The sequence below is a fragment of the Crossiella sp. SN42 genome (assembly GCF_023897065.1).
GTDB lineage: Bacteria > Actinomycetota > Actinomycetes > Mycobacteriales > Pseudonocardiaceae > Crossiella.
In genome coordinates this window covers 218,823-232,581 of the sequence record NZ_JAMHIV010000007.1, presented here as the reverse complement: position 1 = coordinate 232,581, position 13,759 = coordinate 218,823, and the positions used below count along the sequence as shown (strand labels likewise).

The following is a 13,759-nucleotide window of genomic DNA, read 5'->3' as shown; positions in this document are numbered from 1 at the left end:
GCGGCCGGGTAACCGGGGCGCATGACCCCGCCCCAGCTGAGCATTCACAGCCCCCTGGACGACGCCCTCGTCGGCACCCTGCCCGCCGCCGGCCCCCAGCAGGTCGCCGAGGCGGTCGCCGCGGCCCGCGCCGCCCAGCACGCCTGGGCCCGCACCAGCCCGGCCGACCGCGGCGCCGCGCTGCACACCGCGGCCGCGGCCCTGCGCGCCCGTGCCGAGGAACTGGCCGCCGTGCAGCGCGCCGAGACCGGCCGCCCGCTGGAGCAGGCCCTCGGCGGCATCGAGGCCGGGGCTGCCACCCTGGTGCAGTACGCCGAGCTGGGCCCGCTGCGCGGCGGCCGCACCCTGCTGGGCCAGTGGGGCGCCACCGACTTCACCGTGCCCGAACCCCGGGGCGTGCTGCTGGCCCTGACCCCGTGGAACGACCCGGTCGCGGTGGCCTGCGGCCTGCTCGGCGCGGGCCTGGTCACCGGCAACGCGGTGCTGCACAAGCCCAGCGAACGCTGCCCGCACACCGGCGCCCTGCTCGGCGACCTCCTCACCGGCTGCCTGCCCGAGAGCGTGCTGACCACCGTGGTCGGCGATGCCGGCACCGGCGCGGCCCTGGTGCGCGCCGGGGTTGATGTCATCGCCCACGTCGGCGGCACCGCCGCGGGCCGGGTGATCGCCCGCGAGGCCGCGGTCACCGGGGCCAAGTTGCTGCTGGAGAACGGCGGCAACGACGCGCTGATCGTGGACCGCGACGTCGACCCGGCCTGGGCCGCCGAACAGGCCGCCATCGGCGCCTTCACCAACCAGGGCCAGATCTGCACCTCGGTGGAGCGGATCTACCTGCACCGGGACCTCGCCGACCGCTTCCAGGACGAGCTGGTCAAACAGGCCCAGAACTGGCCAACGGAACAGCCCCTGGTGGACCGGCGGCACCGCGACCACGTACATGCCCACGTCAGCGAGGCGGTCAACGCCGGGGCCACCCCGCTCACCGGCGGCGAGATCCCCGCAGGACCCGGCGCGTTCTACCCGGCCACCGTGCTCACCGGCTGCGCCGACGAGCTCGCGGTGCTCACCGAGGAGACCTTCGGCCCCATCGCGCCGATCCGGGTCGTGGACACCTTCGCCGAGGCCGTGGGCCTGGCCGCCGGCGACCGCTACGGCCTGGCCGCCACCGTGCTCACCGGTGACATGGCCAACGCCCAGCTGGCCTGGCGGGAGCTGCCGGTCGGCACGGTGAAGGTGAACGCGGTCTTCGGCGGCGCGCCCGGCGGGGCGGCCCAGCCGCGCGGGGCCAGCGGCGACGGCTTCGGCTACGGACCGGAGCTGCTGGATGAGCTGGTCACCATGAAGGTCGTGCACACCGAGCCCGCGCGGCTGGCCTGACTCAGCCCGCCGGGATCGGCGTCACCCGCAGCGCCTTGGCCACCGCGACCAGGTTGGCCGCCATGGTGCGCGCGGTGTCGTGCGACCACTGGTGGCCTTCCTCGGTGTCCGAATAGGACGGTCCGGGGCCGGGGCCGCGGTTCCAGTAGGTCCAGGCCTGGCCGGGGATGGTGTAGCCGATGTCGGCCAGCCCGCCGCTGATCTCGCTGATCACGTGGTGCGCGCCGTCCTCGTTGCCGGTCACCACCACCCCGGCCACCCGGTTGTAGGCCACCGGTCGTTCCTGGTCGTCGGTCTCGGAGATCATCGCGTCCATCCGCTCCAGCACCCGCTGCGCGATGCTGGAGGGGCGGCCCACCCAGGTCGGGGTGGCCACCACCAGGATGTCGGCGGCCAGCAGTTTGTCGTGGATGCCCGGCCACTCGTCGTCGCCACCCATGTCGGTCTTGACGCCGGGGGAGACGCGGTGGTCGACCACCCGCACCACCTCGACCTCGACGTCTTTCTCCCGCAGGGCGCTGACCACCACGTCGGCCAGCCGCTCGGTGTTGGAGGTCTCCGGTGACTTCTTCAGGGTGCAGTTGAGGACAACAGCTCGCATGCGCCCGGAGTACCCCCGCTGACCGGGGCAAACCTGGATTTGCCCATGCAAGAACCGGGTACTGACCTGGCATGAGCGTGCCGGAGGCTGATCCCGAGGAGCGGTTGGACCGCAACCTCAACGAGCTTCTCCAGGAACTACGCGTGGCCCAGGCCGGCGTGCAGATCCTGTTCGGATTCCTGCTGTCGATCACCTTCACCGAGCGTTACACCGAGGTCGGCATCGAGATCCGGGTCACCCACCTGGTCACCATCCTCTTCGCCGGGGCCGCGGTCGCTTTACTGACCGCACCGGCCGCCTGGCACCGGGTGCTGTTCCGGCGCGGCAAGCGAGAGCGGATCATCAACTCCGCCAACAGGTTCACCGTGCTCGGTCTGGCGGCGCTGGCGATCGCGCTGACCGGCACGGTGCTCCTGCTCGGCGAGATGATCATGGGTGGCTGGGCGGGTATCGCGCTCGGCGTGGCCGCCGCGATCGGTTTCGGCTCACTGTGGTTCCTGATCCCGCTGCGGCATCGCTGACCTACCGCGCGGTGACCCGGAAGGTCTTGAGCTCCGGGTCGGCGGAGTCCGGGATGTACATGCCCGCGTCCAGCCCGGTGCGCAGGTAGTCCACCACGTCCTGGGTGATCCGCTCGCCCGGCAGCACCGCGGGCACACCCGGCGGGTACGGGCTGATCGTCTCCGCGGCGATCCGCCCGGCCGCCTGCTCCGCGGGCACGTCCTCGCACGGCCCGAAGAAGGCGTCCCTGGGCAGCTGCACCTGTTCCAGCTCCAGCTCACCCGGCGCGGGCAGGTCGATCGGCTTGGCCCTTGGCAGGTCCTCGCTGGCCTCCACCAGCGCCCGCACCGAGGAGACCAGGATGTCCGCGCTGCGCTGGTCGTCGGCCACGGTCAGCTGCGCGGCGAACCGGCGGTGGTCGGCCAGCCCGACCTCCACGTTCCGGTTCTCCCGCAACCACTCCGAGGCGGTGTAGCCGCTGATGCCCAGCTCCCGCAGGTCGATGACCAGCTTGAGCGGGTCCTGGTCGTCGGCACGGCCGGGGCCGACGAACTCCGCCCGGCCCATCACCCGCACCCCGCGCAACGCCTCAAGTCGTTTCCTGGTCTCGGCCGACAGCGTGATCGCCTTGTCCAGCAAGGCGTGTCCGTGCTCGTGCATCTGCCGCCGCCAGCCGTCCAAGCCAGCGAAGATCAGCGCCGACGGGCTGGTCGTGTTCAGCAGATCCGCCCGCGCGGCAAGGACTTTCGGATCGACCCGGTCGCCTTGCAGGTGGTACACCGAGCCCTGTTCCAGGCCCGCGCCCATCTTGTGCACGCTGGTCACGCACAGGTCCGCGCCGGCGTCCATCGCCCAGCTGGGCAGGTCGGGGTGGAAGGGCAGGTGCGCGCCCCAGGCCTCGTCCACGATCAGCGGCTTGCCGTGCTGGTGGCACAGGTCCGCGGTGTCCTTGATCGCCGCGCAGGTGCCGTAGTCGGTCGGGGTGATCAGCAGCATGCCCTTGGCATCCGGAGCCTGGCGAAAGGCTTCGGCCACCGCCTCCGGGCCGGGCGGATGCGCCAGCTGCCACTCCGGGTCCCAGCGCGGGTGCACCCACACCGGGCGCACGCCGCTGATGATCAGCCCGGCGATCACCGACTTGTGCGCGTTGCGCGAGATCAGCAGCTGCTCGCCGGGACCGGCCACGGTGATGATGCAGGCCTTGACCGACAGCGAGCTGCCGCAGGTGGAGAAGTAGGCCAGGTCGGCATCCACCGCATCGGCCATCAGCTCCTCGGCCTGGGTCAGGATCTCCTGGCTCATCCGCCGGTCGTCGATGCCGTTCATCATGATGATGTCGGCGGCGAAGACGTCCCGGCCCATCACCTCCAGGACCCGGGGATCCACGCCCCTGCCCTGTTTGTGGCCGGGCGGGATGAAGGTCATCGGGTTGCGTTCCCGGTGGGCGGCCATCGCCTCCAGGACCGGCGCGCGGGAGTGGTCCGGCTTGCTCATCGCACCACCTTCGGGGCCAGCAGCGCGCCCAGGGCGATCATGCCCAGCCCCAGGCCCAGGTGCAGCCAGTCATCGGCGGTGTTGAGCGGCACGAAGTTCAGCGGGCTGTTCTTGTCCACCACCAGCCCGTAGACCCACAGCGCCAGGTAGACCACACCGCCGCCGATCAGGAAGCCGCGCGCGCCACCGGGGGTGCGGGCCAGCAGCAGCCCGGCCACGCCGAAGATCAGGTGCACGATGTTGTGCAGCACCGAGACCGCGAACACGCCCAGCAGCAACGCCTGCGAGTGGTGACCGGCCACCAGCAGGTCGTCGAAGTTGGTGGTCACCCCCGGGACGAAGCCGAGCACGCCGACGGCCACGAACACGATCGCCACCAGCACCGCCGCGGCCTGCACCGCGGTGCGCACCGGCCGGCTGGTCACCGCTTGTGCCATGGTTCTCACCTCGCGAGAGAGATTGCGCCAATGGCTCCGGCTACCCGATGCCGCCTGCGGCAAACGGCGGTTGAAGGCACCCGAGTAGGGGAATCCGAGGCCATGAGCGAGCACGCCGGCGCGGTCATGCCCAGTGAGGCGGGCACGCGCCCCTCCTTCCTCGACCGGTTCGCCACCAAGCTGGTGGCCCTGCTGCAGAACACCCAGACCCGCTCCGATGAGGCCACCCAGCAGAAGCTCAACGCGATCGCCGACGCCCTCTCCGACCTGATGAACCGGCAGGACCAGGCACAGGACGCCAGGGAGCTGCGGCTCGCGGTGGGCCTGGAGAAACGGGAGAGCAGCTGAGATGGCCAAGCACCCGGGAGCCAACCCGCCCGAGGACGCCGGACTCGACGAACTGCGCACCGCGGTGCAGGGCTGCCGCGGCTGCGACCTCTACCGCGAGGCCACCCAGGCCGTCTTCGGCGACGGCCCCGCCCATGGCCGGGTGATGTTCATCGGCGAACAGCCCGGCGACCAGGAGGACAAGGCCGGCGAACCCTTCGTCGGACCGGCCGGACGCCTGCTGGACAAGGCACTCGTCGAGGCCGGGATCGACCGCGCCACCGCCTATGTCACCAACGCGGTCAAGCACTTCAAGTTCCAGCGCGACGCCCGCGGCAAGCGCCGCATCCACCAGAAGCCCACCCGCTCCGAGGTGGTGGCCTGCCGGCCGTGGCTGGTGGCCGAGCTCGGCGCGGTGCGCCCGGACCTGGTGGTCTGCCTGGGCGCCACCGCCGCCCAGTCGGTCCTGGGCGCGGCCTTCCGGCTCACCGCGCACCGCGGCGAGCTGCTCGAACTGCCCGAGGAGTTCCCGCTGTCCGCACGGGTGCTGGCCACCCAGCACCCGTCGGCGGTGCTGCGCGCGCCCGACCGCGAGGCCGCCTACGCCGCGCTGGTGCAGGACCTGAAGGTGGCCGCGGCCGCGCTCAGTCGCGCCGGGTGAGGGCGAAGCGCAGCGCGAAGTGGTCCAGCACGCTGGGCAGCCTGCGCCCCGGCCGCAGGCGCGCCCTGGTCAACAGCCCGATCTTGTGCTCACGGCGCAGGGTGGCCAGCACCTGGGTGGTCAGCAGCAGCACCAGGTTGCGGCCGGGGCAGACCGCGGGGCCGTCGCTGAAGGGCACCAGCGCGCCGTGGAAGTGCGCGGTGCCGTCCTGCCAGATCTCCGGGGTGAACCCGGCCGGGTTGCGGTGCAGGTAGGGCGCGAACAGGATCACCGTGGCGCCCTTGCCGATCTCGTGCCCACCGAGGGTGGTGTCCACTGTGGACTCACGCAGGATCAGCGGTGTGGTCGGCCACAGCCGCAGCGACTCCTGCACGCAGCCACGCAGGTAGGGCAGCTCCCAGAAGCTGTCCGGGGCAGACCCGGCGGACTCGGCCAGCGCCTTGGTCTCCTGCTCCGGGTGGGTGGCCAACAGCGCCAGCGTGCGGAAGACCGCGACCCCGGCCGCGTCGAAGGCGAACAGCCAGTGCGCCACCTGCGACTCGGGATGGATGTCCGGGCCGGGGTGGTTCTCCGCGATCCGCGCGGCCAGGCTGCCCGGCTGGGCCCGGTCGATCGCGCCGCGCAGGTGCCGCAGGAACATCTCCCGGTGCTTGGTCTCCCTGGGGTGCAGCCAGCCCCAGTTCCCGGCCCGGCGCAACGCGAAGAGCCGGTCGGTGATCAGGTCGTCCCCGGCGGCGGCGGTGCCCAGCACCACCTGGCGCACCAGCCGCCACCACTGCCGGGTGAAGGCAGGCCAGTCCAGTTCCGGCTGGGAGAGCAGGGGTTTGACCGTCTGGGCCACGATCGCGGTGAAGTCGGCGGCCTGCGGGTGCACCGGATAGGGCGTGGCCAGCACGTCCTCGGTGAACTCCCGCCGGTGCGCCCGCTGCTCGGCGGGGGAGATCAGCAGGCCCTCCGGCTGGAACTGCCCGAGGGCGTGCCGCTTCTCCAGGCTGGCCGGGCTGAACGGCTCCGGGGAGCGGGCCAGCGCCTCGTGCGCGTCGGAGGAGTCCAGTGGCAGCACCAGGTCCCGGCCGGGCAGGCGCAGCCGCAGTGGCGCGTCGCCGTAGCGCTCGCGCAACCGGGTCAGCAGCCGCACCGCCCGCCGGTCCAGGTCCAGCCGCTGCGCCAGCGCCACCGCGCGCGGGCGGCGGATCACCGCGCCGCGGGCCAGGATCGGCAGCAGCACCTTGGCGACCACCTTCGCGGTGTCCACAGTGGATAGTCGGCTCAGTGAGCGCTTCTCGGTGGTGGTCAACACTTCCTCCGCACCATGCCCTCGTCGGCGGCCTCCAGGATGATCCGCTGGGAGCGGCGGCCGGTGGCCAGCAGCCAGCCCCATTCGGCCAGCACCGAGATCCGGTTGCGCCAGCCGACCAGGAAGGCCAGGTGCACCGCGAGCCAGGCCGCCTTGCCGATCAGGCCGCGCAGCTTGAGCCCGCGCACGTCGGCCACGGCGTCGCCGGGGGAGACGGTGGCCATGGTGCCGCGGTCCCGGTAGCGGAACGCAGGCGGCGGGGTCCGCTCACCCAGCCTGGCCTTGATCACTTCGCCGACGTGCTCGCCCTGCTGGATCGCGGGGGCGGCCAGTCCGGGCAGGTCGTCCAGGTTGGCCAGGTCGCCGACGGCGAAGAGCTCGGGGTGGCCGGGCAGGGAGCAGTCCGGCCGCACCTTGATCTTGCCCTTCTTGTCCGTCTCCACGCCGGTGGCCTTGGCCAGCTGGTCGGCGAAGGCCGCCGGTTTCACCCCGGCCGCCCAGATCACCGTGCGCGCGGCCAGCCGGGACTCGCTGTTGTCCTTGGCGCGCAACAACACGCCCTCCTGGTCCACGTCGGCGACCATCTTGCCGAGCATGATCTCGACGCCGAGCTTGCCCAGGGTCTTCTTGGTGTGTTCGCGCAGCGGCTCGGCGAAGGGTGGCAGCACGGTGTCCACCGCGTCGATCAGCACCACCCTGGCCGAGGCCGGGTCGATGTCGCGGAACTGGTTGCGCAGGCTGCGCCTGGCCATCGCGGCCACCTGCCCGGCCAGCTCCACCCCGGTCGGCCCGGCGCCGACGATCGCGATGGTCAGCCAGCGCGCCCGCTCGGCCGGGTCCTTGGCGTTGGCGGCGTTCTCGAAGGCGGTGAGCAGCCGGGAGCGCAGCCGGACCGCGTCGGAGAGGGTCTTCATCGGCAGCGCCACCTCCCGCCACTCCTCGTGGCCGAAGTAGCTGTCCGCGGACCCGGCGGCGACCACCAGGCTGTCGTAGGCCAGGACCTCCTGGCGGCAGTCCGGCAGCTCCACGGTCACCGTGCGGGCCTGCGCGTCCAGCTCGGTCGCGGTGCCCAGCACGACCCGGGCGTTGCGCTGGGAGCGCAGCACGTCGCGCAGCGCGGGGGCGATGTCGCCGGGGGAGAGCAGCGCGGTGGCCACCTGGTAGAGCAGTGGCTGGAACAGGTGGTGGTTCATCCGGTCGACGAGGATGACGTCCACATCGGACTTGCGCAGCGTCCGTGCCGCGGCCAGCCCGCCGAAGCCCCCGCCGACGATGACGACTCGATGTCTGGTGGCAGTCACCCGCCCCGGATACCCACCCGCCGCCGGCTTCACCCGTCCCCGAGGTCCACCTTCGGCAGGGGCCGCACCGCCGGACCCTGGATGACCGAGCCGTCCAGGGCGAACCGGGAGCCGTGGCAGGGGCAGTCCCAGGTCTGCTCGCCGTCGTTGAAGGCCACCAGGCAGCCCAGGTGGGTGCAGCGCGCGCCGAGGGCGCACAGCTCGCCGCCGGGCTTGCGGTAGGCGGCCACCGCCTTGGTGCCGACCGTGGTCACCACGGCCTGCCCCTCGGCCAGCTGGTCCACCCCGCCCGCGGTGGCGGCGGCGAACCGGTCGCCGACCAGCCGGGCGGCCACGTGCGCGTTGGTCTTGACGAACTTCGGCGCGGACTGGGCCAGGGTGGTGCGCAGCGGGTCGAACAGCGCCGCGTGCGGGTTGGCCACCCCGGAGATCAGGTCGCGCAGGATCAGCCCGGCCAGGGTGCCGTTGGTCATGCCCCAGTGCCCGAACCCGGTGGCCACCCACACCTTCTTGGTGAACGGGTGGAACCGGCCGATGTAGGGCAGACCGTCCGGAGTGGACAGGTCGTGCGCCATCCACCGGTAGCGGATCTCGGTGAGCCCCAACCGTTCCCGCGCCCACTCGGCCAGCCGCTCGAACCGCTCCCCGGTGTTCTCGCCCTCGTCGACCAGGTGGCCCTCGCCGCCGACGATGAGCAACTCCCCGCCACCGGGCAGCGGCGCGGTGCGCACCGAGTGCGCGGTGTCCACATCCAGGTACATCCCCGGCGGCCCTTCGCCCGGCCCGGCCACCACCAGGTCCCGGCGCGGTTGCAGCCTGGGGAAGAAGGCGCCCCGGTCGAAGATCGGGTAGTGCGTGGCCACCACCACGTGCTCGGCCCTGATCCGGCCCTCGGTGGTGGTCACCACGCACGGGTCGCCCTCGGTCAGCGCCAGCGCCCGCACCCCGGTGTGCACCGAGCAGCCGTCCCCGGGAATCAGCGCGGCCAGCCCGAGCAGCCACTTCCGCGGGTGGAACTTGGCCTGGTCGGCCAGCCGCACCGCACCGGCCACCGGGAACGGCAGGTCGGTGTCCTCGGCGAAGGCCGAGGGCAGCCCGGCCGCGACCGCCGCCTCGGCCTCCGCGCGCAGCGTCGGCACACTGCCCGGCTGCTCGGTGTAGAGCACGTTGGCGCAGCGGGTGAGCTCGCAGTCGATGCCCAGCCGCGCCGAGGTGGCCGCCAGCCACTCCAGCGCCGCGGTCTGCGCGCGGGCGTGCGAGGTCGCGGTCTCGGCGTTGAAGGACCGGCGCAACCGCTGGTGCACCGGCCCGTGCTGCACGGTCACCTTGGCCGTGGTGTGCCCGGTGACTCCCGCGGCCAGGTCCCCGGCCTCGATGAGCGCGACCCGCAGGCCCAGCTGCTTGAGCAGGTAGGCGGTCGTGGTCCCGGCGATACCGGCGCCGAGCACCACCACGTCGGCCTGCTCGGGCAGCTCAGGGCGGTCGGCGACGACGGCAGGGGTGCTGGAGATCCAGTAGGAGACGTTGGCCATGGCCCCCAGATACCCGCCTGCGGGCCGGGCAACCAGGTCAGTGCGCCGCGGCGGGCTCGCTCACCCGTCCGGCGCCCGCGGTCAACGCCCGGCCCGCGACCATCCGGTCCATGCCCAGCGGCCAACTGGTCAGCAGCACCACCGCGTACTGCCGGTCGCCGCCGACCAGGCCGGTGCTGTGCAGCACGGTGCGCTCCCCGCTGCTGCCCCAGCCCTGCTTGATCGCCCACCGGCTGCCCGGCAGCCCGTCCGGGATGCCGAAGTGCTGGTCGAACCCGTCCGCGGCGGTCCGCGGCGCCTCGGCCATCGCCGAGGTCAGCAACCGGCGGCGGTCCTTGGTCTCCGTGGCGGAGATGTGCCGGTAGACCAGCGCCACGTCGTGCGCGGTGACCTGGGTGTCGCCCCACTGCCCGGCCCGCTCCGGCGGCCGCACCCCGCCCAGCTGGAGCTTGCCCGCGACCCGCTTGACGATCTCCGGCCCGCCGCCCGCCGTCCACAGCGCGCTGGCCGTGGCGTCGTCGCTGACCGAGAGCATCCGCGCCACCCGCTCCTCGGCCTGCTCGCCCTGCCGGTCCAGCGCGTCCAGCGCGATCAGCAGCTTGACCACCGAGGCCGCGGCGAAGCGCTGCTGGGCGTTGACCCCGGCCACCACCCGGCAGGCCGACAGGTCGAGGACCTCGTAGCCGACCGTGGCGCCCTTGGCCGAGGCCGCCACCGCCGCCTGCACCGCGGCGGCCGAACCGCTGGCCGCTTTGGGCGCCACCAGCGGCCCGGCGCAGTCGGTGCGCCACGGGTCCCGGCCGAAGGAGGTGGTCAGCACCACCGTGGTGGCCACCACGGCGACCAGCGCCAACGGCAGCCATAGTCGTACTCGCATGCCCGAATGACGCCGATCGGGTGAGGGTGGTTGCAGTGTGAAACCACAGGGTTCCTGAAGCGACCACCCTCGTCGCCCGTTCAGGCAGCCGCGCGCTCACCGATCGGGCGGCGACGGCGCGACGCGGCCAGCGACGGCGGCTGCCAGGCCCCGTCCGCCCGGTACAGGTCGGTGCCCGGCGGCACGATCTCGTCGATCCGGTCCAGCGTCGCGTCGTCCAGCTCCAGCTCGACGCCGGCCAGCAGCGAGGTCAGCTGTTCCATGGTGCGCGGCCCGATGATCACCGAGGTCACCGCGGGGTGCGCGGCCGGGAAGGCCACCGCCAGCTGCGCCAGCGGCACCCCGAGGTCCGCGGCCAGCTCGGTCAGCTTCTCCAGCGCGTCGAACTTGGCCGCGTTCTCCGGCAGCGAGGCGTCGAAGCGGAACGGGGTCAGCGCGGGCCGCCCGGTGGTCAGGTCCACCGGCTGGTCCTTGCGGACCTTGCCGGAGAGGAAGCCGTTGGCCAGCGGACTGTAGGTCAACGTGCCCATGCCGTAGCGCTGCGCGGTGGGCAGCTGGTGGGTCTCCACGCCGCGGGCGAGCAGGTTGTAGGGCGGCTGCTCGGTGCGGAAGCGGTACAGGCCCCGGCGTTCGGCCACGTGGTGGGCCTCGGCGATGTCCTGGGCGGGGAAGGAGGAGCAGCCGATGGCGCGCACCTTGCCCTGGCGGACCAGGTCGGTCAGCGCGGCCAGGGTCTCCTCGATGTCGGTGGTGTGGTCGGGCCGGTGCACCTGGTAGAGGTCGATCCAGTCGGTGCGCAGCCGCCGCAGGCTGTCCTCCACCGCGCGGGTGATCCAGCGCCGGGAGTTGCCGCCCCGGTTGGGCCCCTCGCCCATCGGGAAGTGCACCTTGGTCGCCAGCACCACCTCGTCGCGGCGGCCTGCCAGGGCCTTGCCGACGATCTCCTCGGACTCGCCCCTGGAGTACATGTCGGCGGTGTCGACGAAGTTGATGCCCGCGTCCAGGGCGGTGTGGATGATCCGGGCGCTGTCCTCGTGGTCGGTGTTGCCGACCATGCCGAACATCATCGCGCCCAGACAGTGGACGCTGACCTCGATCCCGGTGCCGCCAAGCGTGCGGTAACGCATAAGTCCTGCTCCCCAGTAGTGGTGATCTTCGGGGCGGACCCTAGGTGCTGGAGCGAACTCCAGGTCAAGCCCTCATGATACTTTTGCCTGAGTCAATGACTTGGCAGACTGGGGCAACGATGACCACGAAACAGCGAATCGCCGCCATCCGGGCCTTCACCCGGTGCTACACGGCTCAGCTGGGCGTGCTGGACGAGGGCCTGCTGCGCACCCCGTACACCCTCACCGAGGCCAGAGTGCTCTTCGAGCTGGGCCAGCAGGAGGCCACCGACGTCGCCGACCTGCGCCGCGACCTGGCCCTGGATGCCGGCTACCTGAGCCGGATCGTGGCCCGCTTCGCCGCCGACGGCCTCCTGGTCAAGGAGAAGTCAGCGACTGACGCCCGCCGCCAGGTGCTGCGCCTGACCGAGCGCGGCCGCGCCGTGCACACCGACCTGGACACCCGCTCCGCCGACCAGGTCCGCGACCTGCTCGCCACCCTCGCCGAACCCGACCAGCGCCGCCTGACCGAAGCGATGAACACCATCCGCGAGGTCCTCGAACCCACGCGTTCCCGCCCGCCCACGGTGGTCCTGCGCGCCCCGAACCCCGGCGACTACGGCTGGGTCATCAACCGCAACGCGGTGCGCTACGCCGAACAGTTCGGCTGGGACCACACCTACGAAACCCTGGTCGCCAAAATCGTCGCCGACTACGCCGGAAACCACGACCCAGCAAGGGAATCCGCCTGGATCGCCGAGGTCAACGGCGAGCCCGTCGGCTGCGTCTTCTGCGTCGCCGAGAACGCCGAAACCGCCCGCCTGCGCCTCCTGTTGGTCGAGCCCTCCGCGCGCGGCCTGGGCATCGGCTCCCGCCTGGTCGAGGAATGCCTGCGCTTCGCCGAACGCGCCGGCTACACGCAGATCACCTTGTGGACCAACGACATCCTCGGCGCCGCCCGCAAGATCTACCAAGCCGCGGGCTTCGAGCTGGTCGCCGAAGAACCCCACCACAGCTTCGGCAAGGACCTCATCGGCCAAACCTGGACCCGCCCCCTGCCGGTCCGCACGCCTACCCTGCCAAGGTGAGTACCCCGCACATCCACCCCGCCGACCCCGCCCAGGCCGACGAGCTGACCGCGATGATGCACAACTCCTCGGCCTACCAAGGCGAGTACGCCTCAATCCTGCACGCCTACCAGCTCACCCCAGCCAACCTGACCTCCGCCCCCACCTACGTCGCCCGACGCGGCACCGAACCCCTGGGCTTCTACCGCCTGATCCCAGATCCACCGGAGCTCGACCTGCTCTTCGTCGCCGACCACGCGCAGGGCCTGGGCTTGGGCAGACTCCTGATCCGGCACATGCTCGCGGTGGCGGGGGAGCGGGGCCTGACCGCGGTGCGCATCGTCTCCCACCCCCCGGCCGCCGACTTCTACCGCCGCCAAGGCGCACAACAACTCCGGCTGCTGCCCCCAAGCCCGCCCCGGGTCACCTGGACCCGCCCGGAGTTCCTGCTACCGGTCCCCGCGCCAGGAAACCCAGCAGCCCCACCAGGATCAGCACCCCGCCACTGACGGCGTAGAGGATCAGGAACGGAACCAGACCCACCACAACCTGAACCACGCCGACCAGCAGACAAAGCCCGCCAAGCAGCCAGGTATGCCGCGCGGCCAGCGGCAGAAACGCCAGCAACGCGACCCCGAGCAAGAACGGGCTGGCCGGACCAATGGCGAGGGACATCAACACGCCAGTGGTCATCGACACCCCGATCGCCAGCCCGGTCAACCGCCACAGCCAGCGCGGCGGGCTCAACGCGAGCACCCGGCTGGTCCGGCAGGCGAGCACGTCCATGATGACCCCCAGGGTTGAGCGGATGCTCAATTCTAAGCACAAGTTGAGCAAACGCTCAAAGCGATGGGTTCAGCGCCATCGCGCCAACCAGCAGCCCGCCCATCCGTCCGTCGCAGGGTCGGGCCGCCTGGTTGTCGCCGCCGCGCCCCCGCCCAGCTCCGTCCTCCCACCGCGCCGCCGCCGCGCAAGCCGCCTTTGGCGCGCCACCCCGACCGCTGTCGCCCCATCGCCGCGCAGGCCGCCGGGCCGCCGACCGCCCCGCCCCATCACCCGCTCCGGCGCCTGGCAACCCAGGTCAGGTCGCCCGCGTCCTCGGCCTGAAGCCGCGGCCATCCTGCTCGCCGCCGCCCCGCCGCCCCGCCGCCCCGCCGCTGTGCCGCCCTGTCGCTGTGCCG

The 13,759-nt window shown here is 72.3% G+C and carries 15 protein-coding genes; 6 read left to right on the top strand and 9 right to left on the bottom strand.

Features of this window, described 5'->3' with window-relative positions; translation table 11 throughout:
* Positions 1–21: 21 nt before the first annotated feature.
* Entirely contained in the window at positions 22–1,377 is a 1,356-nt protein-coding gene (locus tag M8C13_RS11065; protein ID WP_252480431.1) for an aldehyde dehydrogenase, read from the top strand.
* Position 1,378: 1 nt separating this feature from the next.
* On the opposite strand, the gene M8C13_RS11060 is transcribed toward M8C13_RS11065, so the two are convergent.
* The gene (locus M8C13_RS11060) at positions 1,379–1,978 is read right to left on the bottom strand and encodes a flavodoxin family protein (RefSeq protein WP_252480430.1); all 600 of its coding nucleotides are present in this window, start codon (positions 1,976–1,978) and stop codon (positions 1,379–1,381) included.
* 71 nt (positions 1,979–2,049) lie between these two features.
* Here M8C13_RS11060 and M8C13_RS11055 point away from each other — a divergent pair, with 71 nt between their 5' ends.
* Entirely contained in the window at positions 2,050–2,499 is a 450-nt protein-coding gene (locus M8C13_RS11055; RefSeq protein WP_252480429.1) for a DUF6328 family protein, read from the top strand.
* A 1-nt stretch (position 2,500) separates the two neighbouring features.
* Here M8C13_RS11055 and M8C13_RS11050 read toward each other — a convergent pair whose 3' ends face one another.
* Together M8C13_RS11050 and M8C13_RS11045 are read right to left on the bottom strand one after the other, a co-directional pair.
* Positions 2,501–3,973 (bottom strand): aminotransferase class I/II-fold pyridoxal phosphate-dependent enzyme, encoded by a 1,473-nt coding sequence (locus tag M8C13_RS11050; protein WP_252480428.1) that lies wholly within the window; start codon positions 3,971–3,973, stop codon positions 2,501–2,503.
* Positions 3,970–4,410, bottom strand: a complete 441-nt coding sequence (locus M8C13_RS11045; protein ID WP_252480427.1) for a DUF4383 domain-containing protein — start codon at positions 4,408–4,410, stop codon at positions 3,970–3,972. Before M8C13_RS11045 ends, M8C13_RS11050 begins: the two co-directional genes overlap by 4 nt.
* Positions 4,411–4,512: 102 nt before the next feature.
* Between M8C13_RS11045 and M8C13_RS11040 the strand changes: the two genes are divergently transcribed.
* Together M8C13_RS11040 and M8C13_RS11035 are read left to right on the top strand one after the other, a co-directional pair.
* On the top strand, positions 4,513–4,758 hold the full coding sequence (locus M8C13_RS11040; RefSeq protein WP_252480426.1) for a hypothetical protein: 246 nt from the start codon (positions 4,513–4,515) through the stop codon (positions 4,756–4,758).
* A 1-nt stretch (position 4,759) separates the two neighbouring features.
* The gene (locus M8C13_RS11035) at positions 4,760–5,398 is read left to right on the top strand and encodes a UdgX family uracil-DNA binding protein (protein WP_252480425.1); all 639 of its coding nucleotides are present in this window, start codon (positions 4,760–4,762) and stop codon (positions 5,396–5,398) included.
* Here the strand turns inward: M8C13_RS11035 and M8C13_RS11030 are convergent.
* The 5 genes from M8C13_RS11030 to M8C13_RS11010 form a co-directional block, all read right to left on the bottom strand.
* The gene (locus tag M8C13_RS11030; RefSeq protein ID WP_374213051.1) at positions 5,382–6,698 is read right to left on the bottom strand and encodes a cytochrome P450; all 1,317 of its coding nucleotides are present in this window, start codon (positions 6,696–6,698) and stop codon (positions 5,382–5,384) included. The genes M8C13_RS11035 and M8C13_RS11030 overlap by 17 nt on opposite strands.
* Positions 6,692–7,996 (bottom strand): NAD(P)/FAD-dependent oxidoreductase, encoded by a 1,305-nt coding sequence (locus M8C13_RS11025; protein ID WP_252480423.1) that lies wholly within the window; start codon positions 7,994–7,996, stop codon positions 6,692–6,694. The genes M8C13_RS11030 and M8C13_RS11025 overlap by 7 nt, the downstream gene beginning before the upstream one ends.
* A gap of 29 nt (positions 7,997–8,025) precedes the next feature.
* Positions 8,026–9,528 (bottom strand): FAD-dependent oxidoreductase, encoded by a 1,503-nt coding sequence (locus tag M8C13_RS11020; RefSeq protein ID WP_252480422.1) that lies wholly within the window; start codon positions 9,526–9,528, stop codon positions 8,026–8,028.
* 37 nt (positions 9,529–9,565) lie between these two features.
* Positions 9,566–10,405 (bottom strand): class A beta-lactamase-related serine hydrolase, encoded by an 840-nt coding sequence (locus M8C13_RS11015; protein ID WP_252480421.1) that lies wholly within the window; start codon positions 10,403–10,405, stop codon positions 9,566–9,568.
* Positions 10,406–10,485: 80 nt separating this feature from the next.
* Positions 10,486–11,532: an aldo/keto reductase gene (locus M8C13_RS11010; protein WP_252480420.1), complete on the bottom strand. Its 1,047-nt coding sequence runs from the start codon at positions 11,530–11,532 to the stop codon at positions 10,486–10,488.
* Positions 11,533–11,651: 119 nt separating this feature from the next.
* Between M8C13_RS11010 and M8C13_RS11005 the strand changes: the two genes are divergently transcribed.
* Both M8C13_RS11005 and M8C13_RS11000 read left to right on the top strand, forming a co-directional pair.
* Positions 11,652–12,599: a bifunctional helix-turn-helix transcriptional regulator/GNAT family N-acetyltransferase gene (locus M8C13_RS11005; RefSeq protein ID WP_252480419.1), complete on the top strand. Its 948-nt coding sequence runs from the start codon at positions 11,652–11,654 to the stop codon at positions 12,597–12,599.
* A complete protein-coding gene (locus M8C13_RS11000) occupies positions 12,596–13,087 on the top strand; it encodes a GNAT family N-acetyltransferase (RefSeq protein ID WP_308202787.1) in 492 nt (163 codons plus the stop codon). The genes M8C13_RS11005 and M8C13_RS11000 overlap by 4 nt, the downstream gene beginning before the upstream one ends.
* On the opposite strand, the gene M8C13_RS10995 is transcribed toward M8C13_RS11000, so the two are convergent.
* Complete coding sequence (locus M8C13_RS10995) at positions 13,002–13,364, bottom strand: hypothetical protein (RefSeq protein WP_252480418.1); 363 nt, start codon at positions 13,362–13,364, stop codon at positions 13,002–13,004. The genes M8C13_RS11000 and M8C13_RS10995 overlap by 86 nt on opposite strands.
* Positions 13,365–13,759 lie beyond the last annotated feature (395 nt).

Coding starts and splice junctions, on each gene's coding strand:
- M8C13_RS11040 (WP_252480426.1), top strand. CDS start 4,513: ATGAGCGAGCACGCCGGCGCGGTCATGCCCAGTGAGGCGGGCACGCGC.
- M8C13_RS11010 (WP_252480420.1), bottom strand. CDS start 11,532: ATGCGTTACCGCACGCTTGGCGGCACCGGGATCGAGGTCAGCGTCCAC.
- M8C13_RS11035 (WP_252480425.1), top strand. CDS start 4,760: ATGGCCAAGCACCCGGGAGCCAACCCGCCCGAGGACGCCGGACTCGAC.
- M8C13_RS11015 (WP_252480421.1), bottom strand. CDS start 10,405: ATGCGAGTACGACTATGGCTGCCGTTGGCGCTGGTCGCCGTGGTGGCC.
- M8C13_RS11065 (WP_252480431.1), top strand. CDS start 22: ATGACCCCGCCCCAGCTGAGCATTCACAGCCCCCTGGACGACGCCCTC.
- M8C13_RS11020 (WP_252480422.1), bottom strand. CDS start 9,528: ATGGCCAACGTCTCCTACTGGATCTCCAGCACCCCTGCCGTCGTCGCC.
- M8C13_RS11050 (WP_252480428.1), bottom strand. CDS start 3,973: ATGAGCAAGCCGGACCACTCCCGCGCGCCGGTCCTGGAGGCGATGGCC.
- M8C13_RS11055 (WP_252480429.1), top strand. CDS start 2,050: ATGAGCGTGCCGGAGGCTGATCCCGAGGAGCGGTTGGACCGCAACCTC.
- M8C13_RS10995 (WP_252480418.1), bottom strand. CDS start 13,364: ATGGACGTGCTCGCCTGCCGGACCAGCCGGGTGCTCGCGTTGAGCCCG.
- M8C13_RS11060 (WP_252480430.1), bottom strand. CDS start 1,978: ATGCGAGCTGTTGTCCTCAACTGCACCCTGAAGAAGTCACCGGAGACC.
- M8C13_RS11005 (WP_252480419.1), top strand. CDS start 11,652: ATGACCACGAAACAGCGAATCGCCGCCATCCGGGCCTTCACCCGGTGC.
- M8C13_RS11045 (WP_252480427.1), bottom strand. CDS start 4,410: ATGGCACAAGCGGTGACCAGCCGGCCGGTGCGCACCGCGGTGCAGGCC.